Source organism: Segatella copri, assembly GCF_051861805.1.
Lineage (GTDB): Bacteria > Bacteroidota > Bacteroidia > Bacteroidales > Bacteroidaceae > Prevotella > Prevotella copri_M.
On the sequence record NZ_CP146520.1, the window covers coordinates 1,697,304 to 1,723,562 of the forward strand.

19 protein-coding genes are annotated in these 26,259 nt (G+C 48.2%); 12 read left to right on the forward strand and 7 right to left on the reverse strand.

The annotated features are described in order from the left end of the window. Window position 1: 1 nt before the first annotated feature. Window positions 2-3,238 carry a SusC/RagA family TonB-linked outer membrane protein gene (locus V8Z93_RS06500; RefSeq protein ID WP_439432735.1) on the reverse strand — a complete coding sequence of 1,079 codons (3,237 nt, stop codon included), beginning with the start codon at window positions 3,236-3,238 and terminating at the stop codon, window positions 2-4. 335 nt (window positions 3,239-3,573) lie between these two features. Further along, a complete protein-coding gene (locus tag V8Z93_RS06505; RefSeq protein WP_439432736.1) occupies window positions 3,574-6,819 on the reverse strand; it encodes a pectinesterase family protein in 3,246 nt (1,081 codons plus the stop codon). A 347-nt stretch (window positions 6,820-7,166) separates the two neighbouring features. Here V8Z93_RS06505 and V8Z93_RS06510 point away from each other — a divergent pair, with 347 nt between their 5' ends. Further along, the gene (locus V8Z93_RS06510; protein WP_439432737.1) at window positions 7,167-7,865 is read left to right on the forward strand and encodes a hypothetical protein; all 699 of its coding nucleotides are present in this window, start codon (window positions 7,167-7,169) and stop codon (window positions 7,863-7,865) included. Between the two features lie 135 nt (window positions 7,866-8,000). On the opposite strand, the gene V8Z93_RS06515 is transcribed toward V8Z93_RS06510, so the two are convergent. Beyond that, a complete protein-coding gene (locus V8Z93_RS06515; RefSeq protein WP_439432738.1) occupies window positions 8,001-9,824 on the reverse strand; it encodes a pectate lyase in 1,824 nt (607 codons plus the stop codon). 60 nt (window positions 9,825-9,884) lie between these two features. Beyond that, entirely contained in the window at window positions 9,885-12,521 is a 2,637-nt protein-coding gene (locus V8Z93_RS06520; protein WP_439432739.1) for a glycoside hydrolase family 88 protein, read from the reverse strand. Between the two features lie 272 nt (window positions 12,522-12,793). Here V8Z93_RS06520 and V8Z93_RS06525 point away from each other — a divergent pair, with 272 nt between their 5' ends. Further along, window positions 12,794-13,390 carry a sigma-70 family RNA polymerase sigma factor gene (locus V8Z93_RS06525; RefSeq protein WP_203040845.1) on the forward strand — a complete coding sequence of 199 codons (597 nt, stop codon included), beginning with the start codon at window positions 12,794-12,796 and terminating at the stop codon, window positions 13,388-13,390. A gap of 112 nt (window positions 13,391-13,502) precedes the next feature. Here the strand turns inward: V8Z93_RS06525 and rpe are convergent, their stop codons facing one another. Then, on the reverse strand, window positions 13,503-14,168 hold the full coding sequence (gene rpe / locus V8Z93_RS06530) for a ribulose-phosphate 3-epimerase (RefSeq protein ID WP_439432740.1): 666 nt from the start codon (window positions 14,166-14,168) through the stop codon (window positions 13,503-13,505). 42 nt (window positions 14,169-14,210) lie between these two features. Beyond that, the gene (locus tag V8Z93_RS06535; protein ID WP_256624782.1) at window positions 14,211-14,339 is read right to left on the reverse strand and encodes a hypothetical protein; all 129 of its coding nucleotides are present in this window, start codon (window positions 14,337-14,339) and stop codon (window positions 14,211-14,213) included. Window positions 14,340-14,887: 548 nt separating this feature from the next. Between V8Z93_RS06535 and trpD the strand changes: the two genes are divergently transcribed. The 7 genes from trpD to V8Z93_RS06570 all read left to right on the forward strand — a co-directional run bounded on the left by trpD (window position 14,888) and on the right by V8Z93_RS06570 (window position 21,645). Further along, on the forward strand, window positions 14,888-15,886 hold the full coding sequence (gene trpD / locus V8Z93_RS06540; RefSeq protein WP_439432741.1) for an anthranilate phosphoribosyltransferase: 999 nt from the start codon (window positions 14,888-14,890) through the stop codon (window positions 15,884-15,886). Window positions 15,887-15,929: 43 nt separating this feature from the next. Beyond that, window positions 15,930-16,739 (forward strand): indole-3-glycerol phosphate synthase TrpC, encoded by an 810-nt coding sequence (trpC, locus tag V8Z93_RS06545; RefSeq protein WP_439432742.1) that lies wholly within the window; start codon window positions 15,930-15,932, stop codon window positions 16,737-16,739. Between the two features lie 51 nt (window positions 16,740-16,790). Continuing rightward, window positions 16,791-17,462, forward strand: a complete 672-nt coding sequence (locus V8Z93_RS06550) for a phosphoribosylanthranilate isomerase (protein WP_439432743.1) — start codon at window positions 16,791-16,793, stop codon at window positions 17,460-17,462. Window positions 17,463-17,581: 119 nt separating this feature from the next. Beyond that, window positions 17,582-18,358, forward strand: coding sequence for a tryptophan synthase subunit alpha (gene trpA / locus V8Z93_RS06555; RefSeq protein WP_439432744.1), 777 nt, complete (start codon window positions 17,582-17,584; stop codon window positions 18,356-18,358). A gap of 28 nt (window positions 18,359-18,386) precedes the next feature. After that, complete coding sequence (gene trpB / locus V8Z93_RS06560; protein ID WP_203040839.1) at window positions 18,387-19,586, forward strand: tryptophan synthase subunit beta; 1,200 nt, start codon at window positions 18,387-18,389, stop codon at window positions 19,584-19,586. 19 nt (window positions 19,587-19,605) lie between these two features. Beyond that, the gene (locus V8Z93_RS06565; RefSeq protein ID WP_439432745.1) at window positions 19,606-21,066 is read left to right on the forward strand and encodes an anthranilate synthase component I family protein; all 1,461 of its coding nucleotides are present in this window, start codon (window positions 19,606-19,608) and stop codon (window positions 21,064-21,066) included. A 15-nt stretch (window positions 21,067-21,081) separates the two neighbouring features. Then, a complete protein-coding gene (locus V8Z93_RS06570) occupies window positions 21,082-21,645 on the forward strand; it encodes an anthranilate synthase component II (protein ID WP_203040837.1) in 564 nt (187 codons plus the stop codon). Window positions 21,646-21,728: 83 nt separating this feature from the next. On the opposite strand, the gene V8Z93_RS06575 is transcribed toward V8Z93_RS06570, so the two are convergent. Then, a complete protein-coding gene (locus V8Z93_RS06575) occupies window positions 21,729-22,706 on the reverse strand; it encodes an ROK family protein (protein ID WP_203040836.1) in 978 nt (325 codons plus the stop codon). A gap of 538 nt (window positions 22,707-23,244) precedes the next feature. Between V8Z93_RS06575 and V8Z93_RS06580 the strand changes: the two genes are divergently transcribed. The 3 genes from V8Z93_RS06580 (at window position 23,245) to V8Z93_RS06590 (ending at window position 26,252) form a co-directional block, all read left to right on the forward strand. Then, window positions 23,245-23,922, forward strand: a complete 678-nt coding sequence (locus tag V8Z93_RS06580; protein WP_217763775.1) for a LysE family translocator — start codon at window positions 23,245-23,247, stop codon at window positions 23,920-23,922. Window positions 23,923-23,977: 55 nt separating this feature from the next. Continuing rightward, window positions 23,978-24,532 carry a DUF4924 family protein gene (locus V8Z93_RS06585; RefSeq protein ID WP_203051361.1) on the forward strand — a complete coding sequence of 185 codons (555 nt, stop codon included), beginning with the start codon at window positions 23,978-23,980 and terminating at the stop codon, window positions 24,530-24,532. 133 nt (window positions 24,533-24,665) lie between these two features. Continuing rightward, a complete protein-coding gene (locus tag V8Z93_RS06590) occupies window positions 24,666-26,252 on the forward strand; it encodes a peptide chain release factor 3 (protein WP_439432746.1) in 1,587 nt (528 codons plus the stop codon). Window positions 26,253-26,259 lie beyond the last annotated feature (7 nt).

Genomic DNA, 26,259 nt, shown 5'->3' on the forward strand with positions numbered 1-26,259 from the left:
ATTAGAATGAAACGTTCATACCAAATACGAATGAGCGGCTCTTTGGATAAGCTGCATAGTCGATACCTGGGCACATTGGATTCTTCTTTGAACTTGTATCTGTCTCTGGATCTGAACCTGAGTAGCCTGTAATGGTTAACAGGTTATAGGCTGTTGCGTAGAAACGTACGTTGCTCAAGTTTACCTTCTTGATAAGGTACTTTGGCAAGGTATAACCCAATGTCAATGTCTGCAAACGGAGGAATGAACCATCCTCTACAGCATAGTCTGTGATTGACATGGTACCTGTTACACAAGGGTTGAATACGCTTGCGTTAGCATTGATGGCATTCAGGGTGTTGTAGATATTCTCGATGCTGCCATATTGAGCAATGACAGTTGAAGAAGGCTTTGTCAGATTGACACCTGTGGCTGGATCAACGCATGTATAGCGGTTGATAAAGTCGTTGTTCAGGTTGTAGCCCTTGCGAGAACCCTGGTAGAAGCTAGATGCCAGCTTGGTACCATTCACAATCTTGTTGCCGAATGAGTAGTTGCAGAATACAGATGCATCGAAGCCATGGAAGGTTGCGTTGAAACCGAAACCACCTGTCCAAGGTGCGATGGTGTTACCCAAGCGCTGCTTGATAGCCTTGCCGTTCTCGTCTGCCTCCAACTTGATGGCACCTGGAGCCAATGTTCCACCGATAGTACCTACGGTATTTGCGATGCTGGCATCTGCCAACTCCCATGCAGTACCGTTCCACTTCAGGTCGCCTGTGCCGGTCTCAGGGTTATAAACAGTATAGAAACCGTTCATCTTGTAACCCCAAACCTCACCGAGTCGGCCACCTTCTACGAGTCGGAAGTTCTGGTTGTCATTGCAGAGAGAACCTGCCCACTTATACTCCTGGAACTCAGCCTGGCTGTTCAGCTTGTCAATCTTGTTGCGGTTGTAAGAGATGTTGCCAGTGAAACCGAGTGTGAAGTCCTTCTTGTTGATGATATCAGCATTGATGGTGAACTCGAAACCCTTGTTGGATGTCTGACCGAAGTTCTGATACTGGTAAGCATATCCCGAAATAGATGGGATGTTGGTCTGCATCAGCAAGTCCTTGGTTGTATTCCAATAGAAGTCGATGGTACCATTGATACGGCTGTTGAAGAAGCCGAAATCGAGACCGAGGTCACGGGTGATGGTTGTCTCCCACTTCAGGTTTGGATTAGACAAAGTCTTGTGCTCCAGCATGGTAGTGAATTTACCATCGAAGAATGGCACCTTTGCTGTAGCATCAGACAATGAGTAAGTTGCATCAATCAAACCGCTCTTGATACGGTTGTTGCCAGCAGTACCATAAGAGAGACGGAACTTCAAGTTTGACAACCAGCTGGCTGTACTCTTCATGAACTCCTCCTCGCTTACACGCCATGCGAAGGCTGCTGATGGGAAGTAACCCCAACGGTTGCCTGCAGCAAACTTAGAAGATGCATCGGCACGGAGTGTAGCAGTGAAGAGATACTTCTCTGCGTAAGAGTAGTTGATACGGCCGAAGTAAGACAAGAGGTTGTCTTTACGGCTGATGGTATTATCGTTAGGGAGAGCTGTACCAGCAGCCTGGTTAGCCAAAGCTTCCTTGATACCGAATGTAGTAGGGAAGGCTACGGTTGTTGATGTGTAGCTCTCGTCCTGAGATGACGACCACTCCTGACCTACGAGTACGTTGAGCTTGTCACCCCTCAGCAGGGCATTTTTTGTGTCGTATGTCAAGGTATTGGCATTACGCCAGTTCTTGTTGTCCTTGCGGATAATCTGAGTCTGTGGCTGACCAGAGTAACCGAACTTAGAGTTGCGTGATGCGTATGTACCCCAAGCCTGGTCTGTCTTCTCATAGCTCCAGGAGTAACCGAATTCAGAACGGAAGGTGATGCCCTTGAATGGCTTCCAGTTCAAGCCGGCATTGTAGTTCTGACGGAAACGGCGCTGCTGCTTGTAGGTGTCATCCATACGCTGTGTAGGACTAGCTTCTGTGCTGTTTGAGCTTTCATCATCGTCATCGCCGCTGATGAACAGAGGATCTACTGGGCGGAATGTAACAGTCTTGGCTACAATAGAGTTAGAGGCATTGCTCTCGTTGGTGTCAGCACCAGAACCCAAACCGTTAATCTTGGTATAAGCCAATCGGGCATTGAAGTCCAATGTCAACCACTTGTTCAACTTGCTGTTGAGCTTAGCGTTGATATTGTCCTTGGTATAGTCAGATGACTTCATGATGCTCTTGTCGTCAGTACGGGCATAGCTGATGTTGTACTTAGTCTCCTTGGTACCACCGTTTACTGCTACGTTGTAAATCTGCTGCAAGCCAGTGCGGCCGAAGAGGTCGTCCTGCCAGTTATTACCCTTTACAGACTTCCAAATCTCCATATCATCGTAGTCACCATACTCTGTGTTACCTACTTCATACTGATAGAGAGCGTAGTTGTAAGGATCCATGACCTTGGTCTCCTTAGCTATCTTCTTGAAACCTAAAGATGCACCAAAGCTTACCTGAGTCTTACCCTCCTTACCACTCTTAGTAGTAACGATGATAACACCATTGGCACCACGTGCACCATAGATAGCTGTTGAAGAAGCATCCTTCAATACGTCGATAGTCTCGATTTCGCTTGGAGCGATATCGCTAATAGAACTTACAGGGAATCCGTCAACGATGTAGAGGGGAGAGTTATCCTGTGAAAGAGAACCACCACCGCGCACGCGGATCTTGATGTCTGCATCAGGCGAACCTTCTGTAGTTGTGATGTTTACACCGGCAAGCTTACCTGTCATGGCTTCGCCTACACTTGAGACAGGGATGTCTGCAAGCTCCTTGGAACCGATGGAAGCCACAGAACCAGTAAGGTCCTTCTTCTTCATCGTACCATAACCGATTACAACCACATCATTGAGGGTGGTATTGTCATCCTCGAGCTTGATGTCAATCGTTTCTTTACCAGCAACGCTTACTTCCTTCGCTTTCATACCAATGTATGAAATCTTCAGTTTCTTGCTTTTGCCTTTTAAGTTTACTGTGAAGTTACCGTCAATGTCGGTCACGCCACCATTGCCTGCTACACCTACCTCCATGACAGATGCGCCGATGATTGGCTCGCCCGTATTGTCAGTAACAACTCCCTTTACCGTTTGCGCTGAGACGCTTGTTACCATGAACATGAGCGCACCTGCAAGCGCAATCTTTTTTCTGTTATAATTACCAGACATACACTTATAAGGTTAGATTATACTTATTAAAAATTTGTTTCTTAATCTCGATTTATACATTTAAGTAGATTAAAACTACTATGCAAAAAATGTCTGCCTTTGTGGCATCGATTCATGCACGGGTTATTATTTCCGTGTGCAAATTTAGATAAAAAAAATGAATTACGTTGTATAAATCTGCGAAAACATTACGTAAACGTTTGCTAAAATGTGTGTTTTAACATAAAATCCCCTAAAGAATGCCTTTTTGGAGCTATTCTTTAGGGGATGAAGTTTTCAGGATTTTACCTGAGATTTCTACTTCTTTCTTTCAGCTTTCCGACTTCATGATGCGATTATTTCACAATCATTTTGGTTGTCTCCTTGCTGCCGTCTGTCAGGGTCTTTACTACGATGTTGATGCCTTTCTGAAGACGGCTCTGCTGTGTGCCGCTTACTGCGAAGATGGCAGTCTTTACGGCTGCACCGTTTTCTGTGGCAGCGTGGATGTCTTTGATGCCTGTAGCTACAGATGTCACCTCGCCGAAGCCACCCATCTCGTTGGCAGCACGAACAGTGAATGTTCCTGTTGCACCCTCGAGGTCGAGGCTCTTTTCGCTGGTCAGAGCGAAGAACTCGCCGTTCTTCAATACGATGTACATCTGTGCATCACCTGTCCATGAAAGTTTGCCGTCAACTTCAGTTGCTGCACCTGCGGTCTGCTGGGCTGCCAACTTAGCAGGTTCCCACTCGCCGAATACATTCTCCAGGGTGTAAGCTGCTGCTTCGTCGGCTGTGAGGATGATGTTCTCCTCGTCCTTCAAAACCTTGCCGTCTGATGCCTTGAACACTACCTTCTTCTCTGCAGGAGAGAATACGTTGCCTTCTGCATCCTTCAATACGTCGAGGCGGAACTTGTCTGCCATCGCATCGCCCATTGCGTTGATGGTGAAGTAAGCAAACTTCTTGTCGTCGTTCAGAATTTCATCCTTCTGGTTTACGGTGGTGTTGAGCCAGGTAAGGCGGGTGATGTTGTTCCATGAGCGGCCCAGGCTGAATGCCTTTGCCTTGTTCTCGATGGTGCAATCCTTGAAGATGTAACCCCATTCGCTCTTGCTGTTAGGAGCTGCAATCACATCCTCACCGTTCTTTTCGCCTTCCTTGCGACTCTCGTTTACGAAGAGTACACGGTTGAAATATACGTCGCCGCCACCACAAACGTAGTCCACGGTGCCGTGAATCTCTGAATCCTCAAAGTAGAACTGTCCCTTGCCGTTTGGCTCATTACTATAATAGGTGTCCTGGTAAGAGAGCATCTTCACGTTCTTGCAGATGGTCTGGGTACCCTTATCCTGGAGGCAGACAGCACGACCGGCTGAACCGCTCTTGTAATATTCCAGTGCATTCTGCAGGGTGATGTCCTGCATATAGAGGTTGTTACCTGTGTTGAGAAGGGTAGCGGTGGTACCGATGCCCTCGTTCTCGATAGCAGGCTTGTTTACGATGATGGTCTTGTCCATGCTCTCACCGATGATGGAAATGTTGTTTCCGCTGATGTTGGTGAGACACTGGTCGCCCAGATTGTATGTGCCGTTAGGCAGGAAGATGAACGAGCGGGCTGCATCGGCAGCAGCGTTGGCACCGTTTACTACCTCCAGTGTGGTGATGAAGCTCTGTGCGTCGCCAGCCTTCACGGTGTACCAGTTGCCGTTCTGTGCGAAGGCAGGCTCAGTCATGTTCACGATGCTGAGGTTGTGCAGATAAGCTGTGCCTTCGAATGAGAGGGTGTAGATGCCGCTCTCTGTTGATGGGTTCTGGAGAATGCCAGAGTTGCCATCCTTGCTAGCCTTGGCGTCGATGCTTGCTACCTCATTGCCCTGAGGGTCTGAGAGGATGATCTTGCCTGAGCCTGAATACTGGCAGAGGGCCATTTTGATGTAACCCTTGCCGCCCATCAATACCTTCACCTTGCTGTCGGCATTGAAGGTCCAGCCGTGAGTAGCGTCGTGCCACTTGCCGCCTTCTACCTCGATAGCCTCGTGGTCGTTGATGTCGAAACCTTCCTTCTGCAGGTCGTAGTCATAACGGGCTGTGCCGCTGGCTGTCTCGATATCTGTTACCAGAGCGTAGAGGGCTGCGTTCTCTGTGATGACAGAAGATGTTGTAAACTTCTGGCTGTCCTTCTTCTGGTCGCTAGCCCAGCCACGGAACTTCTTACCGTCGGCTACGGTTACCTTCTCGGTTGTACCATCCAGGAACTTCTCTATTTCTGCATCCTGCTCCACAGCCTGTGTGCCGAGAACAGTCTTGCCATCTACATCATAATAGGTAAGGGTGAAGTCTGGCTTGAAACCTACGGTGAGTTCGTAGGTAGCCTCGTCGCCGTTTGCCTCTACCACGATGGTAGCCACGGTCTTCTGCTCAGCGCCTTCGCCAGTAGTAGCATAAGTAATGCTCTTGATGTTGCCGTTGTCTGCGGTGATTTCTGTCAGCGGGTTGGTCTCTGAAATGAGATTCGCCTTCTTTGAGATGAGCACGGTAGCCATCTGCTTGCCATCTGCACCCTCTGCAAAGAGGTCGGCTGCATGATACTTCTCACCGTTCAGGAGGAAGCTGCCGAGCATAGGCGATTTGCTCATATCTACGTTGCCATAGATAGCGAGGTCGGTAACGTAAGCGTTTTGACCGAGAGCAAAGTTCTCGAACTTAATCTGACAGTTGGTGCGGTTTACCTCGAGTGTCAGGTCCTCGCCCTTCGCATTTGCGATAGCTACATTGTGGATTGCTACCCAGTCTGCATCGCCGTCGCCCTTTACTGATACCTTGATACCACGCTTGCCACCTGTAGCAGCCTGGTGCAGGGTAATCTTAGTGATGCTAGCCAATGGAGATGTTACTACGCTAGGTTCTGCAGCCTTGTATTCGCCAGTGTATTTGGCAGTCTGCATGAAACCGGTAATCTCTGGGAACTTAGCATTGGTACCTGCAGGATAAACACCCACACCATTGAATGTAAAGCTGAGTTCCTCCTTACTGTAGAGGGTCTTCACCTTTACCACCTCGTCGGTAGCCTTGGCACGATCGATGGCCTCCCAGTTGGTGAAATCTGTAGAGTAGAGTGTCTTCTCCTGCAAGGCACTTGCCTGAACGAGCTTGATGCCGTAGAAGTAACCGTTCTCTGCTACTTCTATCTGCACATAGCCCTGAGTAGCTTCATCTACAGTAGCATTGTGCTCAATGTTTTCGTCAGCAGAAGTTGTTTCACCGATGGTGAAGGTAGCACGATACTTCTCGTTGCCATAGTTCATGATGGTAACGATGTCTCTGGATGATTTCACCGGAACCTTCAGGATGGTTCCCTTGTTGATCTGGGCATCGGCAGAGCGGCCCTTCAACTTGCCGTTGGTTGCATCCACGGTCATTTCGATACCTTCCACGGTAGAAGCGATAGCACTAACGCTCTTTTCCACCTGGATACTTTGGATACCTTCCGGCAAATTGGCTTTGAAGTTCCATTCTGCCGTAACGTCTTGTGCTTCAGCTATGAAAGCAAAGACCATCATCAGGCATAGAAGCCCGAATCTTAGTAGATTTCTTTTCATCTGTTATATTCTTTTAGGTCTATTAAAAAATCTTGTTTATAAGTTGTGAACTTGTTTGTTAAGTTGTGAACTTGTTTATTCGGTGGCAAAAGTACACATATTATTTGGGATAAACAAGAGTTGGGTGGTGATACTTTCACGTAAACGTTTTCGCAAAATCTCGGAGATTTTCAGTTCATTTTCTTGGTTAGTGGCGAATAATTGATTACTTTTGCTGCCGTAAACAATTACAAATTAATACTTAAACGTACATACCTATTTTTAATTTAGATATTCATACCTATTTTATATATAGATATTACATATAAACAAATAAAACAATATAAACGACTTAAACTTTAAAAATTATGAAGAAATTTTTTACTCTTATTGCAGCTGTCGCTATGGCAGCAAGTATGAACGCTCAGGGCACTTATGCAGTGCAGATTGGTGACAATGTAAAGGCTGGCGATCAGATTTCATCTGTAGAGAACATCACTCTTACTTATATGGAGAATGATGGTGTTGAGTTTGCGGCAGGTAAGAAGACTACTAACTGGGCTGATGCTGATTTCGGTGCTTACGTTTGTGGCAAGAACAGTGGTAAGTTGGTGTCAGATGCAGCGCCAACTGGTTGTGGTTATAAGTTCGAGACAGCAAAGGCTGGTTCTGTAACTGTTGCTGTTCAGTTGAGTGGTAACAAGGGCTTCCATATCCTTGATGCTGACTTTGCTGAGGTAGCTCCTGCTTCTTATAATTTGCCTGCTGCCAAGGATGGTGCTTCTCAGGAGTTTACACAGAACGGGAAGGGCGAGAACATCATTGCAGAAAAGTCTAATGGTACTGTAACATTCAGCGTTGCTGAGGGTGGTACATACTATGTTCTCGCTGCTGGTACTAAGATGGGTTTCTTCGGCTTCAAGTATGAGACTGGCACATCAACAGGCATCTCTTCTATCGAGGCTGCTGCCAAGAACGATGGTAAGACATACAACATGGCTGGTCAGCAGGTTTCTGGCTCTTTCAAGGGCTTGGTAATCAAGAACGGCAAGAAGTTCGTGAAGTAATCTGATTATACCAGAATTAATCAATAGTTAGACTTCATACCAAAATTAATCAATAGTTAGACTTTTCAGGTTTAATCATATTGCAATAAAAAAGAGGACGCTCCATCATTCCGATGGTTGCGTCCTCTTTCTCTTTTATTCCTTTATAACCTTATACACTATGGTCTTTCCGTTCTGAAACAACATCTTGCGGATGTTGATTCCTTTTTGAGGAGCAGAAAGAAGAGTGCCGTTGAGGCTGTAATACGTTACTTTGGCTATTCCTCCAGGATAGGAGGATATCACTTGCGAGATACCGGTGGGATTCTTGCATTCCGGGTAGTATTCATCCACCTTATTTTCTGCATCAGCATTGCCTTGCTTCATGATGTCCTCAACCAGCGAATTGGCATATACCTCCAGGTTGGTGTAGTAACCCTTGCCGTCGAGCGAGTAGGTGAGGGCATCGCTGTCATCGTTTGGATTCAAACCGTTGGCAAGCTCCCATGCATCAGGAATTCCGTCCTTATCCGTATCGAAGTCGGCAGGACGGGAAGCGGTGCCGAAAGTAGATTCGGTGTAGCCGTTTACGTCTGATACCTTATCGATGATACCTGGCGACTGAGTGATGCTTCCCTTATACTGTGCCGTTCCCGTCTTAGCCTCTTCCATGTAGCGTGCATCAATCTCGTCGCGGTAGAGCGAGGCTCCGCCGTATGCCAGTACCTTGCTGAAGGCTTCGGCTGCAGAGTGGGTGGTAACCTCTCCCGTAGGAGCAGGATTATCCATCTTGATCTTCACGCACGAAACACCGTCAATGGTTTGGTGGGCTACAGCATCTCCGTAGAAATTCTTTTTATCAGCAGAATATCTCTCGCCATTATAAGTGTAAGTACCTTTGTCGTATTCCACGCCCTTCCAGTCCTGGTTCTTGGTAACTGTTCCCTTGGTGGTTTCGGTGGTGTTGCCGCTGATGAAATAACGGCTGGTCATCTCGTAGTACTCAGGATGCTTCTTGTCGGAATTTCCGCTGCTGGATACGGTGACTTGCGTGATTCGGTCCTGACTGCCACGTTCCTTTCCGGAGCTTACGCTTACCTTGATGCCATTCAGGGTTTTACTCTTCAAGCTATGGCTAGGTCCTGCCTTGTAGTAGTTGTTCACGATGTTAATCTGTCCGCCGCCAGGACCACCGTAGCAGGTACCTTGCGCATTATACATCACGCAGTTGCGGAAGTCAACGTTTTCTGCCTGTACGGGGTTCTCCCACTTATAGGTATCGTAATCCTTGTTGCTGGTATAGCCTGTCCATCCGTATCTGGCACCATTGAAGCGTGGACCTCGGTTCATGAGATGTCCTACGAAGTTGTGGTGGAAGCTGGCGAGCTTGCCGCCCCAGATGCCTCCGTAGCCATGTGCTCCCTTGGAGTGCCCCGGATTGGTGAGACTCTCGGCAACGGTACACCACTGCATGGTGAAATTGTTGTTGTCGTAGAAGGAAGCCACCTCATCGATACTCCAGCTGAAGGAACAGTGGTCGAAGATGATGCCCGTCTTGTTGCGCTGCCAGGTAGCATCAGCACCATCATTGATATCCTTTTCCTGTCCGCGGCGCAGACGGATGAAGCGGATGATGCAGTTGTCTTCCGGACGAACCGTGTAGTATCTCAGAGTGATGCCCGGAGAAGGAGCAGTCTGCCCTAAGATGGTAGTGTTGGCTCCGATGTTGAGGTCGGAAGCCAGCGGAATGACGCCTGCCACATCAAAGACGATGATCTTCTTACTGTTGCCCGTTACTGCGGCACGGAACGATCCGGTACCCTTGTCGTTGAGATTCGTTACGTGGATTACTTTTCCACCTCTTCCGCCCGTTACGTATCTTCCGTGACCTTCTGCGCCCGGAAAGGCAGGGACTTGTGCCAAAGCAGCAGCACTCATGAGTGCTGCTGCCATGCTTGTTAATATCTTCTTGTTATTCATTTGATATTGATGTATTCAATACTCTGCAATTACTTGATTGGTGTATTCAAAACTCTGCAATTACTTGTTCAATCCCTGCATTTCCATCTCCAGGCTAGCCCAGAGGAAAGGACCAACGCCCTTGGCATCGTTGTCACGGATTGGCTCGCTCATGTAATACTCAAAGCTGCCGTCACGCTTGAAGTTTGGCTTCTTGACGTATGGACCGGGACCAGGACCCAAGCCGCTTACAGAACAGCACTTGGTAAGACTGATGGTCTTGTCTGGGTTTACCTGGATAAACTGGTCGATGATACCCTTGTAAGCCTTCACACCGGCATCGCGGAACTTCTCGCTGAGATAACCCTTGCGGTAACCCTTCAGCAATACGTAGGCAAACATGCTTGATGCTGTGCTCTCCAGATAGTTGCGTGGGTCCTTCACGTCCATCACGTCATACCATACGCCCGTCTTCTTATCCTGATATTTCACTACGCTCTCCATCGCCTTGTTCAGCAGGGCGATTACCTCGCCACGGCGGTCATAGTCCTCAGGCATCGCCTCCAGGCACTCGGTCATCGCCATCACATACCATCCCAAGGCTCTCGCCCAGGTATGCTGGCTCTTACCGTTCTCCTTGTCAGCCCAGAACTGCTCGTGAGTCTCGTCCCAGGCATGCTTCCACAGCTGGGTCTTCTCGTCGTATGTACGGTAATCAGTCTTGATCATCTGGTCTACGGCATCGTCCAGAATCTTCTTCGCCTTCTTAGGCTTCAGGTTCTGCACGGCATAGTTGCAGTAGAAAGGCAGGCCCATGAAGATACCGTCCAGCCAAACCTGGTTGGCATAGATAGCCTTGTGCCAGTAAACGCCTTCCTTGGTGCGAGGCTGGTTCTGAAGCTGCTTGAACAGGGTCTTCAGTGCCAGTTCGTTTCCCTTGCTAGGGAAGAGGTTCTGCATGCGGAGTATAAACTTCGCCGTGCGCACGTTGTCGAGGTTGAAATCCTCGTATTTATAGCCGGTGATGTTTCCCTTCTCGTCAATCATCTTCGCCGGATATTCCTTCAGATATTCGATGATGCTCTCGTGGTCGGCAGTGCTCTCTGTGCCCTTGAAGGCATTCTTGGCGTTGAAGGTGCTCTTGTCCTTATAATATAAATAGGTGTCGAGCATGCCTTCCATCTCGATGCCCATCACGTAGCTCCAGCGTGGTTTCTTCGGACTGAAGTCGAGGTTGTATGGGTGTGGAGTGCGATGCATCTCGCTGTGGGTGAGCCACTCTGAATAGTTCTGGTAAGGCTGTTCTGCCTTGCTGAGAATCAGCGAACCGTTGATCATCAGGTTTTCAAACTTCACGTTGCGGGTCTTGCCGGTCATCTGCACAGGCTTCTTCACCACGCCGTTGAAGGTACAGTTCTTCACGTTGATGTCGTAAACGTTCTCTACCTCGTTTCTGCCGATGATGAGCACACCATAGTTGCTCTTCTGGCAGGTTACGTCTTCCATGCTCACGTTTCTCACGGTAGGCTCGAAACCGCGGTAGCAGATTTCCTTGCGCTCGTAGTCGAGGTTGATTTTCAGCACGGCTTCCTTACACTGACCCACGGTCACCTTGCGCATGTTGATGTTCTGAATCAGTCCGCCACGGCAGTTGTTGGTCTTGATGCGGAGGATGCGCTCCAGGTTAGGCGAGTCCATGCGGCAGTTTTCTGCATACACATTCTCGCAACCGCCCGAGATTTCCGAACCGATTACCACGCCTCCGTGTCCATCCTGCATCTCGCAGTTGCGGATGATGATGTTGCGTGATGGCTGGTTCCAGAGTCGGCCGTCGTTGTTTCTTCCGCTCTTGATGGCAATGCAGTCGTCACCGGTGTGGAAGATACAGTCCTCGATGAGCACGTTCTCGCACGCCTCAGGGTCGCATCCGTCGCCGTTAGGACCTTCGTTCCAGATGGTTACGCCCTTCACTGTGATGTTCTTGCAGAGCAGTGGATGGATTACCCAGAAAGGCGAGTTGAGCAGTTTGACACTCTGGATGAGGATGCGCTCGCTGCGTACGAAGTTGATGAGCTGAGGGCGCAATCCCTGTCCCAGTCCAAACTTGCGCTGGTCGAAATCCACGCCGTCTTCAGCCTGCTTCAGCAGTTTGGCACGCGAACCCAGGCACTGTGCTTCCTTGGTGATGCCCTCCTTGTAGTTGAATCTCTTGTGTCCGCACATTGGCCACCATGTTTCCATGTTTCCGCCTCCGTCGATGGTACCTTCGCCGGTGATGGCGATGTCGGTAGCCTTGTAGGCATAGATGCAAGGCGAGTAGTTCCAGCAGGCAAGACCTTCCCATGAGGTGCGTACCAGTGGATAGAGCTTGGTGTCGAAAACAAACTGCAGGATAGCATCCTTCTGCACCTCCAGTTTCACGCGGCTCTTCATCTCTATGGCACCCGTCTTCCAGGTACCCTTAGGAATCACCACGCATCCGCCTCCCTTTTTCGAAACCAGGGCGATGAGCTTGTTGATGGCTTTCTGGTTCTGTGCTGCCGGATTCGACAGTTTGGCACCATACTTGGAGATGTCATACACTTTTGCCGACTGCGGCAAATCAGGCAGTTGAATGCTCTGTTCAATCCGCTTGTACTCCGCCTCGTCCCATCCTGCGGCGTTCATCCAGGCAGGAATCAGCAGGGCGATGAGCAACAATTTAAAGATTTTTTTCATTGTTCTGTTTATCTAAATATGTTTTTAAATAGGTTGGTTCTATGTCCTTATCTGATAAGAAGATACACCGATGCAAAGATAATGAATTTATTTAGAATAAGGGGACTTTGAAATGTTAAAAATGCAAGAAGCCGCTTTTTTATCCGTAAAAATTTGGTGGTTTTAATAAAAAAGTGTACCTTTGTAGCGAAATTTAACATCAATCATACAATAATTAAACTGTTCGCCTATCGATTAGACATTTACTTAATATACTAATAAATATTTAAGAAATGAGAAATCTGAATGAAATGACAGATGAGGAATTGGCCTTGGCTTACGTCGAGGGCAACAATAAGGCTTTTGACCTTTTGTTGGCTCACAACGAAGTGAAGCTCTTTTCCTATATCATGTTTGTAGTACACGATGAGGAAGTGGCGAATGATATCTTTCAGGAGACTTTCGTCAAAGCCATCGTCAAGCTCCAGAATGGTGCCTACTCACCTAATGGTAAGTTTGGTGCATGGCTCATGCGCATTGCGCACAACGTCATCATTGATGGATACCGTGACCAGAAGCATCAGCGCATCGTTGACCAGAAGAACAACAACGACCTGTCGGGTCTGAAGGGAGACGGCGTGATAGATAGCTACGTGGAGCGCGAGCTGGTGCGTGAGCAGATTATGGGCGACGTGAAGAAGCTCATGATGTTCTTGCCTGCCAACCAGCGTGAAGTGGTTTACATGCGATATTACCAGGACATGTCGTTCAAGGAAATCGCCGAGACCACCAATGTAAGCATCAATACCAGTCTGGGCCGTATGCGCTATGCAATCCTCAACCTTCGCAGAATGGCTAAGGAGCATCATATCAGTTTGCAGCTGGACTAAATGTTTCCAGCTGCAAGCTGCCTGTTGCTTTTTCTAAGAACAGAAGATTCTTTTTCTGAGAACAGAAGATGATTCTAGGAACTTGAAAATCCTATGGAAAGATTCTGAAGTGTTAATCCTCAATCTGCTCCAGTTCCTTCAGTGAATGGATGGTAGCCAGAGGGTCTTTGCTCTTGAATACATAGCTTCCGCTCACCAATACGTTTACCCCGGCCTTTACCAGTCGTGGGGCGGTCTCTCCCTGCACGCCGCCATCCACCTCTATGAGTGCCTTGCTGCCGCTCTCTTTGATGAGTTTGCGCAGTCGTGCTGTCTTCTGGATGGTGTTTTCGATGAACTTCTGTCCGCCGAATCCTGGGTTTACGCTCATCAGCAGCACCATGTCTACATCGCAGATGATGTCTTCCAGAACGCTCACTGGGGTAGAAGGGTTCAGGGTAACGCCTGCCTTCATGCCTGCTGCATGTATCTGCTGTATGGTGCGGTGCAGGTGGGTGCATGCTTCGTAGTGAACGTTCATCATCATGGCGCCCGTCTTGGCTGTCTGCTCAATATACTGTTCCGGGTGCTGAATCATGAAGTGCACGTCCAGCGGTTTGGTGCATGCTTTCGCTACGGCTTCTAACACTGGGAAGCCGAAGGAGATATTAGGCACGAACACGCCGTCCATAATATCCATGTGGAGCCAGTCGGCTTCACTCTTGTTAATCATTTCTACATCGCTCTTCAGGTCAATGAAATTGGCTGAGAGGAGTGAAGGTGAAACTATCGTCTTCATCTTTATCTGTTTTCTGTTTTTTGTTTGTCAGGGTCCTAGACCCTAGTTGACCCAATACGCCTTGCAAGATTCATTCTTCTTGAAGGCACGGTAGGTGTATGCCAACTGCTTAATGAAAAAGATGGTCTTTGCCGACGGTCTCATTTCTTCTGAAGTAAACAAATGCTTCATAGGCGTATATCTTTTAAATTGTTAATATTGAAATCCTTTCTCTATTATCATAACGTCGGGAAGTTTCCTTTATTACATTTTACCCTAATTTTCTTCATTTCTTTTTTGTTTTTCCCAAATATCTTCTATATATAATAAGGTGTAGACTTAATCTTTGTCTATAATATGGGGCAAAAAATAACTTTTTTCTGTTGAAATGATAAATTTCTCATAAAAAAGTTTGTAGTTTAAAAGAAAAAGTGTACTTTTGCAACTGAATAAATTCAATAACAAGATTAATAACAAATAAAGTTAATTCAATATGATGACAATATTCGTATCTACAGCATGGTGGTGGCGTAACTCAAGATTCAAAAAGTCGTGAGTCGAGAAGCCGTGTATAGATATGAAACTGATATACTAAGGGCCTGCCGTAACTTACGACAGGCCCTTTTTCATATTTTGATTGCCATCCCCTAGGCGGTTCTTGTATGATTGAAGCAAATGGGAGTATAAACAAAAAAACAAAAAAATAAAGATATAAAAGATAGGAGATTAAGATTATGGAAATGAAGGACATCTTAAACAGAATGTTGAACCACGAGGAACTTTCTCGCGAGGAAACCAAGGAGATTATCATCGGCATCACCCAGAGTGAGTTCCCAGAGGAGCAGATCACGGCCCTGCTCACAGGTTTGCAGATGAGAGGCGTCACCGTAGATGAGCTGTTGGGCTTCCGTGATGGCATCCTTGCCACCGGCGTTCCTGCCATCCTCGACTGCGACCGCTACATCGATGTAGTGGGTACGGGCGGCGACCGCAAGAACACCTTCAATATTTCTACCACATCCTGCTTCGTCATCGCCGGTGCCGGCTATAAGGTGGCTAAGCATGGCAACTACGCAGCCACATCGGTGAGCGGTGCATCTAATGTCATCAAGAACCACGGCGTGGAGTTCACGGATGATATCGACCGCCTGAACCGCAGCATCAACGAGGCGGGCATCGTTTATCTCCATGCCCAGTTGTTTGCCAAGGCAATGAAGTTTGTGGGCCCTATCCGCAAGGCACTCCAGTTCCCTACGGTGTTCAATCTCCTGGGTCCTCTGGTGAATCCGAGTCAGCCAACGTGCCAGTTGCTGGGTGTAGCCAATCTCGACCAGATGCGCCTTTATAATCAAGTATATCAGAAGTTGGGCATCGACTATGGCATCGTGAACAGCATCGATGGTTATGATGAGATTTCGCTTACAGGCGATTTCAAGGTAACCACCAATAATTACGAGCGCATCTTCAAGCCTCAGGATCTGGGCTTCGAGATTGCCAAGCCAGAAGAGATTAAGGGTGGTGCCACCGAGGAAGAGGCGAAGGAAATCTTCGATGCCGTGCTTGAAAACCGCGCCCTCCCAGCCCAGAAGAACATCGTTCTCGCCAATGCCGCCTTCGGAATCCAAGTGATGGAGAAGGGAAAGAAGAGCATCGAGGAATGCGTGGAGATAGCAAGAGAGAGCATCGACTCGGGCAAGGCTCTGGCCACATTCAAGAAATTCGTGGAGCTGAATAGATAAAGGTAAAAGGGCTTTTAAAGGTAAAAAGGTAAAAACGTAAAAAATGGCTGATATATTAGAAGAGATAGTGGCTCATAAGAAGATGGAGATAGAGCAGCGAAAGCGCTTTATCCAGCCACGACAGATGATAACCCTCACCGAGCAGAAGATGCAGGAGGATGGGGGAAAGGTGATGGGAGGAAGCATGAAGCAGGCACTGATGGGCTCTGATACGGGTATCATCGCCGAGTTCAAGCGAAAGTCGCCTAGCAAGGGCTGGATCAAGGAGGCGGGAAAGGCAAGCATCATCCCGCTGAGCTACCAGCAGAACGGGGCTTCGGCTCTGAGCATCCTGACGGATATAGATTACTTCGGCGGATATGATGAGTATATCCAGGAAGCAAGACATGTGGGGGTTTCTATACCTATATTATATAAGAACTTCGTGATAGAGGAGTATCAGCTGTTGCAGGCGAGATATTGCGGCGCCTCTGCCGTGCTGCTCATTGCGGCATGCCTCAGTAAAGAGGAATGCAAGGGGCTGATGAACATGGCTCACCAGTTGGGCATGGAGGTATTGTTGGAGATGCATAACGAAAGAGATTTCGAGTATGCGGAACTGGAACCGGATATGTATGGCATCAACAATCGCAATCTGGGTACTTTCGTTACGGATGTAAAGAATAGCTTCCGCTTGGCAGAGAAACTTCCGAAGGATGTATGCCGTGTGAGTGAGAGTGGTATTTCTGATCCCATGATAGTAAAAAGGCTCCGTGATGAGGCCTCCTTCCGTGGTTTCCTGATGGGAGAGCAGTTTATGAAGCAGGAGAATCCTGGTCAGGCACTATCGGAATTCATCGCTCAATTAAGCTAGTTGCATTCATAGTTCAATGATAGAATAATAGAATAATAGATAACAATAATAATGGTAATAAAGGTTTGTGGCATGCGCGATGCCCAGAATATTCGCGAAGTGAGCCAGTTGGGCGTTGATATGATAGGAATGGTCTTCTATCCGAAATCGCCTCGCTACGTGGAGATGCAGAGCAGTCACGCTGGCATCATTCCTGATTACGCAAAAGAGGATATTAATATAAAATCTGCAAAATCTCCAGCCCGAGTAGGCGTATTTGTAGATGATATGGTTCAGAACATCGTGACACGAGTGCTGAATTATCATTTGGATTACGTCCAACTGCATGGCAATGAACCACGGGAGATGTGCGAGAATCTGAGATTAACCCTCGATCCCGATATCCGACCAGACATCAAAATCATCAAGGCAATCAGTGTATCTGATGCCTCAGACATTCAAAAATATAAGGAGTATGTAGGCGCTGTTGACCTCTTCCTTTTCGACACCAAATGCAAGACGGTGGGTGGAAGTGGCCAGCAGTTTGATTGGCAGGTTCTGGAGCAATACGATGGCGAAATCCCATTCCTCTTGAGTGGCGGCATCGGACCGGAAGATGCATCCCGCCTCCATGCCTTCCATCATCCCAAATGCATCGGCATCGACCTCAACTCCCGTTTCGAGATAGAGCCGGGAGTGAAGGATGTAGAGAAGCTCAAGGGGTTCTTGAATGCGATGCAATAAAGAGAAATGCAATAAAGAGAGATTTCAATAAAGAGAGATTTCAATAAAGAGAGATTTCAATAAAGATTTTGGGTTAAGCCTCATTTGTAACACAAAACGATTTTAAAATACAACACAGGATGAACAAGATAAATGCATTATTTGCAAACAACAAAGACCGCAAGCTTTTGAGCTTGTATTTCTGCGCCGGATGCCCAACCTTAGAAGGTACCGGCGATGTAATCAAGGCGATGGAACGCAAGGGCATCGATATGATAGAAGTAGGTATCCCCTTCAGCGACCCTTTGGCAGATGGACCCGTTATCCAGAGCGCAGGTACCAAGGCGCTGAAAAACGGCATGACCGTCAAGACCCTCTTCGGTCAGCTCAAAGCCATCAAGGATGAAGTCAGCCTCCCTCTCGTTCTCATGGGCTATCTCAACCCCATCATGCACTATGGCATCGAGGAGTTCTTCAAGAGCTGCGTAGAGAGCGGAGTCAGCGGAACCATCATCCCCGACCTTCCTTTCGATGACTATCTCAAGGTAGTTAAGCCTATCGCCGATAAGTACGATATCCGCGTCATCATGATGATTACTCCGGAAACCAGCGAGGAGCGCATCCGCTTCATCGATGAGCATACCGATGGCTTCATCTATATGGTCAGCTCCGCCAGCATCACCGGCGCACAGAGCAGCTTCGGCGATGCCAAGCTCGCTTACTTCAACCATATCAACAGCATGAACCTCCGCAACCCACGCATGATTGGCTTCGGCATCAGCAACAAGCAGACCCTTACCAGTGCGCAGGATAACGCCGCCGGTGCCATCATCGGCAGTAAGTTCGTGACATTGCTCAATGAAACCATGAATCCAGACCATGCACTGGATGAACTCTTCGAGGCACTCAAACATTAAAGTTCAATGTACAAAAGTTCAAAGTATTATGTATCAAGTTGACGATAAAGGATTTTTTGGAAAATTCGGAGGAGCTTACGTTCCTGAAATATTATATAAGTGTGTAACTGAACTCCAGCAGGCTTACAAGCCTATCATCGAGAGCGAAGAGTTCAAGAAAGAATACTATGCCCTTTTGAAAGATTACGTGGGCCGTCCTTCACCTCTCTATTATGCCAAGCGCATGAGCGAGAAGTATGGCTGCCAGCTCTATCTGAAGCGTGAGGACCTGAACCATACCGGTGCACACAAAATCAATAACACCATCGGACAGATTCTGATGGCAAAGAAGATGGGAAAGACCCGTATCATCGCCGAAACAGGTGCCGGACAGCATGGCGTTGCCACTGCCACCGTCTGCGCCCTGATGGATATGAAGTGCGAAATCTTCATGGGTGCCACCGATGTGGAGCGCCAGCATACCAACGTAGAACGTATGAAGATGTTGGGCGCCAAGGTGAACCCGGTTCGCACAGGCAATATGACTCTGAGCGATGCCTGCTCTGAGGCCATCCGCGACTGGTGCTGTCACCCGCAGGATACCTTCTATATCGTAGGTTCCACCATGGGTCCGCATCCTTACCCTGATATCGTGGCAAAGATGCAGAGCGTCATCAGCGAGGAACTGAAATGGCAGTTGGAGGAGAAAATCGGTCGCGATTATCCTGATTATCTCATCGCCTGTGTGGGTGGCGGAAGCAATGCAGCAGGTACCATCTATCATTACATCGACGACGATCGTGTTCAGATTTATCTGGCTGAGGCTGCCGGTCATGGCATAGACACCAACTATACCGCTGCCACCATGCATTGCGGTACAGAGGGAATCATCCACGGCGCCCGCACCCTGGTGATGCAGACAGAAGATGGTCAGATAGAAGAAGCCTTCACCATCAGTGCCGGTTTGGATTACCCAGGCATCGGACCAATGCATGCCGACCTTGCCACCCGTGGCAGAAGTCATGTGCTTGCCATCAAGGACGATGAGGCCATCTATGCCGGTTATGAGTTGACCCGCATGGAGGGCATCATCCCTGCCATCGAGAGTGCCCATGCCGTAGCCGCCTTGAAGAAGATGAAGTTCAAGAAGGATGATGTGGTTGTCCTGACCGTTTCAGGCCGTGGCGACAAGGATGTGGAGACGTATTTGAGCCATAAGGAAATGGCAGGAGAATACGGCAACTTTTAATAGCAAAGATTTCATTAAAATGGCAAAGTTTAGTTATCATACAGTAACCCGCAAGATTCTTGCCGACCTTTATACGCCGGTGGGAGTCTATATGCGATTGAGAGATATTTATCCCCAGTCGGCTCTGATGGAGAGTTCCGACTATCATGGTTCCGAGAACTCCCGATCCTTCATCGGCGTTCATCCGCTGGCAAGCATCGCCGTGAGTCATGGCAAGGTCATCAAGACCTATCCTGATGGCAGCGTGGAGAAGGAAGTTCTCCCGGCTTTCGGCGAGGGCAAGGGCGACCAGTGCAAGCTCGCCATCTCCAAGGCCATCAACGATTTCATCCAGAGCTTCCATGTAGAAGGAGAGGGCAAGGATTTCTGCGGACTCTATGGCTTCACCACCTTCAACGCCGTGAGATATTTCGAGAATATCCCCGTAAAGGATACCACCATGGAGAAGAACGATGCGCCGGATATCTATTATATCATGTATAAGGACATCATCGTGTTCGATCACTTCAATAATACAATGGAGCTGATTGCGCTTCAAGAGAGTGAAGAACGAAGAGTGAAGAGTGAAGAATCTCACTCTTCACTTCCTGAGCTCGATGCCCTGCTCAAGGCCGTGAACAAGGCGAATGTGAAGCCTTATGATTTCCATCCGGTGGGCGATACCTTTTCTACCCTTACCGACGAGGAGCACAAGGCAAACATCCGCAAGTGCATCCAGCACTGTCTGCGGGGCGATGTCTTCCAGATTGTTGTCAGCCGCCGCTTCGTCCAGAAGTACGAGGGCGATGACTTCAAACTCTATCGTGCCCTGCGCAGCATCAACCCATCGCCATATCTCTTCTATTTCGATTTCGGCGGATTCCGCATCTTCGGCTCTTCTCCTGAAACCCACAACCGCATCGTGGGCGACAAGGCATTTATTGACCCGATAGCCGGAACCACCCGTCGCACAGGCGATATGGAGCAGGATAGAAAGGCTGCCGAGTTCCTCCGCAATGACCCGAAGGAGAATGCCGAGCACGTGATGCTGGTAGATTTGGCGCGCAACGACTTGAGCCGCAACTGCCATGGTGTGAAGGTAGATTTCTATAAGGATATGCAGTTTTATAGCCACGTCATCCACCTGGTGAGCCGTGTGAGCGGAACCCTCGATCAGGATGCCGACCACATCAAGGAGTTCATCGATACCTTCCCAGCCGGCACCCTGAGCGGTGCGCCAAAGGTGAGAGCGATGCAGATTATCTCCGAACTGGAGCCTCATAATCGTGGAGCCTACGGCGGTTGCATCGGATTCATCGGCTTGAATGGCGATTTGAACCAGGCGATTGTTATCCGAACCTTCATCAGCCGCAATGGTGAACTCTGGTTCCAGGCAGGAAGTGGAGTCGTGGCGAAGAGCAACGACCAGTATGAGTTGGAAGAGTGCAATAACAAGTTGGGCGCCCTCACCAAGGCGATTCATATTGCAGAAGAACTGTAAATAATCATTGATAAGATGAAAGTAGTAATCATAGATAATTACGATTCCTTCACCTATAATCTGGCACATTTGGTGAAGGAGTTGGGCGTGGACGTTACGGTATATCGCAACGACCAGTTTCAGCTCCGCGAGTTGGAGCCATTTGATAAGATCATATTGAGTCCGGGTCCGGGAATCCCATCCGAGGCGGGGTTGTTGATGGATGTCATCAGAAAGTATGCAGGCATCAAGCCGATGTTGGGCGTATGTCTGGGTCATCAGGCGATAGGCGAGGCGTTTGGTGCCAAACTCACCAACCTCAAGGAGGTGTATCATGGTGTAGCCACCCCGTGCACCCAGTTTGGCATCGACCCGATATTCCAGGGCATGGAGAAGCGAATCGAGATAGGAAGATATCATTCGTGGGTAGTAGATAGAACGAATTTCCCTGAGTGCCTGGATGTCACCGCCGTGAGCGACGACGGTTGCATCATGGGTTTGAAGCACAAGAACTACGATATCCATGGCATCCAGTTTCATCCCGAAAGCGTGTTGACGCCGGAAGGCAAGACCATCGTCAAGAACTTCCTGGAGTTGTAAAGAGGATAGGAGATATAAAAAAATCCCAGGCGATTCACCATCACCTGGGATTTTTTATATTTTTATCTGATTATCAGATGAGATTACAAGTCCCAACCCACGGCGCTGGCGCCGAGAACGGCAGCAGAACTGCCATCAAGAGTTGATACCAGGAACTTAGCCTTGCCCTTGAAAATCTTCAGTACATTCTCATCGTATGCCTTCTTCAAAGGCTCCATCAGCAAGTCACCAGCCTTGGTCAAACCGCCGAAGAATACGAATGCCTCTGGTGCAGAGAAGGCTGCAAAGTTAGCGCAGGCCTCACCCAGCATCTTACCAGTGAAGTCGTAGATGCGCTTAGCCAAGGCATCGCCCTTGCCGGCAGCCACACTCACGTCGTAAGAAGTGATATCCTCTGGCTTCATCTCGCGGAGCAAAGAAGGCTCGTCGCTTGTCTCCAGAAACTCGCGTGCTGTGCGAGCCACACCTGTAGCAGAGCAGTAAGTCTCCAGACAACCTCTTCTGCCGCAACCGCATACGCGGCCAGCCTCGCCAGGAACCACGATTACGTGACCCAACTCACCAGCGAAACCATCGCTACCGTAAACCATCTGACCGTTGATAACGATACCAGAACCTACACCAGTACCCAAAGTAATGTCGATAAAGTTCTTCATACCACGAGCCACACCGTAAGTCATCTCGCCCAAGGCAGCCGCATTCGCATCGTTAGTCAAAGCCACAGGAATACCCAAAGCCTTGCTGAAGAGATCAGCCAATGGCACTACGCCATCGTGAGCCCAAGGAAGGTTAGGAGCGAACTCGATGGTACCTGTATAGTAGTTACCGTTAGGAGCACCGATACCCATACCCTTGATCTTCTCGATGCCGCCGATGGTATCAAGCACAGGCTGCAAAGCCTCTACAGAAGCTTTTACATATTCATCCACTGTCTTGTAGCCACCAGTCTTGATGGCTGTTGTAGCCTTAATGTCACCGCGTGCATCTACGATGCCGAACACTGAATTAGTACCGCCAAGGTCCAAGCCAATTACGTATGGCTTCATTGCATTTTCTGTCATGTCTTTATTTTAAATTAGTTAGAATTGTTTTTAATTATTCAAGTTTCGCAAGTGAGCTCCACACGCCCTGAAAGGGCAGAAGCTCCTAGCCCAGGGCAGCGCCCTGGGTAATCATGGACGCAAGTTTGTCGCCCTGTAAGGGCAAAAGCTTCAAAAGAATCAGGCAATTTACAAAGCTTTTGCCCTTACAGGGCGCCTTGTTGATTGCTATTATACCCAGGGCGATGCCCTGGGCTAGGAGCTTTTGGGCCTTCAGCCCGTACTTGAACCACTTGTGAAAGCTTTTTAATTGTAATTCTCTGCAAAGATAAGAAATAGTTTTGAAATAGTGGCTATTTGTTATATAAAAAAGTATAATTTCTTCTTTTTTTTTAACCGAAATCAAATAAAACTTACTTCTTCCGAAAAAAAGAGGGTCTAAAATGAAAGTTTAACCCAAAAAATTACTAGATGTGCCCGATTTTTTGTAACTTTGCCCGCTGTTATTAGATTTTGTATTTTTAGCCGGTTGGGATACTGGCAAAATGGTATAGAGAAAATGAATTTAGCATTTCCAATAGAGTTTAACATCCTTGACTTTGTATTCAAGGGAATTCTTATCGGTGTGATTGCCTCGGCTCCGATGGGTCCGGTGGGCATCCTTTGTATTCAGCGAACCTTGAACAAGGGGCGATGGTATGGTTTCGTAACGGGTGTCGGTGCAGCTTGCAGCGACATCGTCTATGCGCTTTTCACGGGCTTGGGTATGAGCTTCGTGATGGATTTCGTGAACAATTCTCAGAACAAGTTCATCCTCCAGATTCTCGGCAGCGTGATGCTCCTCATCTTTGGCATCTATTGCTTCAGGAGCAATCCTACCAAGAACATGCACCAGAGCAGCAACAAGCAGGGTACCCTTACCCACAATGCCATTACGGCTTTCCTGGTAACGCTGAGCAATCCGCTCATCGTCTTCCTCTTCATGGCCACCTTTGCCCAGTTTGCCTTCGTGGTGCCTGATATGCCGATCGAAATGGGTGTGGGCTATCTCAGCATCGTCTTCGGAGCCCTGCTCTGGTGGTTCGGTCTCACCTGGCTCATCGACAAGGTGAGGGGAAAGTTTGATACCAACGGCATCCTTATTATTAATAAGGTGATAGGAAGCGTGGTCATCATCTTCTCTGTCATCGCCCTCTTCGGCACAGTTTTCAATCTGTACCACTTGCCAGGCTTTTAATCTTAGAGTTAAAAGTTGATAGTTAAAAGTTTATAGTTCAAACTTCAAAGTAAAAATGTTTGTAGCACAAGAATTAAGAAAGACGAGTATTGCAGAATACCTCTTATATATGTGGCAGATAGAGGATATCATCCGTGCCTACGGATGCTCGCTGCCTGTCATCAAGAAGAATTACATCGAAAGATTCAATTTTACTCCCGAGCAGAAAGATGAGGAGCTCGACTGGTTCGGCAACCTCATCCGCATGATGAACGAGGAGGGAAAGCGTGAGTATGGTCATCTCGATATCAACCGCGTGCTCCTGCAGGATGTCATCGACCTTCATGCCCGATTGCTCCAGAGCAGCAAGTTTCCTATCTACAACGCAGAATACTACAAGGTGTTGCCGTTCATCGTAGAACTGCGCAACCGTGGCGACAAAGAACTCAACGAGATTGAAACCTGCCTCGATGCCCTCTATGGCGTGATGATGCTCCGCCTGCAGAAAAAGGAGATTACTCCCGAAACTGAGCGTGCCATCAAGGAAATCACCGTCTTCATCGGCCTCTTGAGCGATTACTATATCAAGGACCGCACCGAAGGCTTGAAGTTCGAAGACGACGACGCGTAGTGATTAGTTTTTAGTGATTAGTGATTAGTTTTTAGTGATTAGTGATTACTTTTCAGTGATTAGTGATTACTTTTCAGTGATTAAATTTTTAGTATATACATTATTATAATATATATATAACGATATATAACAGATGAAAGAGATTGAAAGAAGAAGAACATTTGCCATCATTTCGCACCCTGATGCCGGTAAGACAACTTTGACCGAGAAGTTCCTGCTCTTCGGTGGACAGATTCAGGTGGCTGGTGCCGTTAAAAATAATAAGATTCGTAAAACTGCCACTTCCGACTGGATGGATATCGAGAAACAGCGTGGTATCTCGGTTTCCACTTCCGTGATGGAGTTCGATTACCTGCCAGATGGACAGACCGGAGAACCTTACAAGGTGAATATCCTCGATACTCCAGGTCACCAGGACTTCTGCGAGGATACCTACCGTACCCTCACCGCCGTGGATTCAGCCATCATCGTGGTGGATTCTGCCAAGGGTGTGGAGGCACAGACCCGCAAACTGATGGAGGTGTGCCGCATGCGCAATACTCCGGTTATCATCTTCATCAACAAGATGGACCGTGAGGGACGTGACCCATTCGATGTTCTCGATGAGTTGGAAGAAGAATTGAAGATTTCCGTTCGCCCATTGTCTTGGCCTATCGGTCAGGGCGCCCGTTTCAAGGGTGTTTACAATATCTATGAGCATCAGCTCAACCTTTTCACACCTAACAAGCAGCGTGTCACAGAGAAGGTAGAGGTGGATATCCTGTCAAAGGAACTCGATGAGCGAGTAGGCGAGCGTGAGGCAAGCCAGTTGCGCGAGGAACTGGAACTGGTTGATGGCGTTTATCCTGAGTTTGACGTAGAAACCTATCGCTCTGCCGAAGTAGCCCCAGTGTTCTTCGGATCAGCGTTGAACAACTTCGGTGTGCAGGAGCTTCTCGATTGCTTCGTGCAGATAGCCCCATCTCCAAAGCCAACCCAGGCAGAGGAACGCATGGTGGAACCTGAGGAGCCTAAGTTCACCGGTTTCATCTTCAAGATTACCGCCAATATCGACCCTAACCACCGTTCCTGCATCGCCTTCTGCAAGATCTGCTCTGGCAAGTTTGTGCGCAATCAGCCTTACTACCACGTGCGTCTCGACAAGACTGTGCGTTTCTCTTCGCCAACCCAGTTTATGGCGCAGCGCAAGAGCACCATCGACGAGGCCTATCCAGGCGACATCGTAGGTTTGCCAGACAACGGCATCTTCAAGATTGGCGATACCCTTACCGAGGGCGAGAAGATTCATTTCCGTGGATTGCCATCGTTCTCACCACTTCTCTTCAAGTATATCGAGAACGATGACCCTATGAAGAGCAAGCAGTTCCAGAAGGGATTGGAGCAGCTCATGAACGAGGGTGTGGCTCAGTTGTTCATCAACCAGTTCAACGGTCGCCGCATCGTGGGTACCGTGGGCCAGCTTCAGTTCGAGGTTATCCAGTATCGCCTGGAGAACGAGTACAACGCCAAGTGCCGCTGGGAGCCTGTTCACCTGCACAAGGCATGCTGGATTGAGGCCGACGACGAGAAGGAGCTGGAGAACTTCAAGAAGCGCAAGTACCAGTATATGGCCAAGGATATCGAGGGCCGCGATGTGTTCCTCGCCGATTCAGGCTACGTGTTGAGCATGGCTCAGCAGGATTTTGAGCACATCAAGTTCCACTTTACATCAGAATTCTAAAATTTCA

Coding starts and splice junctions, on each gene's coding strand:
- V8Z93_RS06590 (WP_439432746.1), top strand. CDS start 24,666: ATGAAAGAGATTGAAAGAAGAAGAACATTTGCCATCATTTCGCACCCT.
- V8Z93_RS06565 (WP_439432745.1), top strand. CDS start 19,606: ATGGCAAAGTTTAGTTATCATACAGTAACCCGCAAGATTCTTGCCGAC.
- V8Z93_RS06500 (WP_439432735.1), bottom strand. CDS start 3,238: ATGTCTGGTAATTATAACAGAAAAAAGATTGCGCTTGCAGGTGCGCTC.
- V8Z93_RS06515 (WP_439432738.1), bottom strand. CDS start 9,824: ATGAATAACAAGAAGATATTAACAAGCATGGCAGCAGCACTCATGAGT.
- V8Z93_RS06570 (WP_203040837.1), top strand. CDS start 21,082: ATGAAAGTAGTAATCATAGATAATTACGATTCCTTCACCTATAATCTG.
- V8Z93_RS06575 (WP_203040836.1), bottom strand. CDS start 22,706: ATGACAGAAAATGCAATGAAGCCATACGTAATTGGCTTGGACCTTGGC.
- trpC (WP_439432742.1), top strand. CDS start 15,930: ATGGCTGATATATTAGAAGAGATAGTGGCTCATAAGAAGATGGAGATA.
- V8Z93_RS06510 (WP_439432737.1), top strand. CDS start 7,167: ATGAAGAAATTTTTTACTCTTATTGCAGCTGTCGCTATGGCAGCAAGT.
- V8Z93_RS06520 (WP_439432739.1), bottom strand. CDS start 12,521: ATGAAAAAAATCTTTAAATTGTTGCTCATCGCCCTGCTGATTCCTGCC.
- trpB (WP_203040839.1), top strand. CDS start 18,387: ATGTATCAAGTTGACGATAAAGGATTTTTTGGAAAATTCGGAGGAGCT.
- trpA (WP_439432744.1), top strand. CDS start 17,582: ATGAACAAGATAAATGCATTATTTGCAAACAACAAAGACCGCAAGCTT.
- V8Z93_RS06505 (WP_439432736.1), bottom strand. CDS start 6,819: ATGAAAAGAAATCTACTAAGATTCGGGCTTCTATGCCTGATGATGGTC.
- V8Z93_RS06580 (WP_217763775.1), top strand. CDS start 23,245: ATGAATTTAGCATTTCCAATAGAGTTTAACATCCTTGACTTTGTATTC.
- V8Z93_RS06550 (WP_439432743.1), top strand. CDS start 16,791: ATGGTAATAAAGGTTTGTGGCATGCGCGATGCCCAGAATATTCGCGAA.
- V8Z93_RS06535 (WP_256624782.1), bottom strand. CDS start 14,339: ATGAAGCATTTGTTTACTTCAGAAGAAATGAGACCGTCGGCAAAGACC.
- V8Z93_RS06525 (WP_203040845.1), top strand. CDS start 12,794: ATGAGAAATCTGAATGAAATGACAGATGAGGAATTGGCCTTGGCTTAC.
- trpD (WP_439432741.1), top strand. CDS start 14,888: ATGAAGGACATCTTAAACAGAATGTTGAACCACGAGGAACTTTCTCGC.
- rpe (WP_439432740.1), bottom strand. CDS start 14,168: ATGAAGACGATAGTTTCACCTTCACTCCTCTCAGCCAATTTCATTGAC.
- V8Z93_RS06585 (WP_203051361.1), top strand. CDS start 23,978: ATGTTTGTAGCACAAGAATTAAGAAAGACGAGTATTGCAGAATACCTC.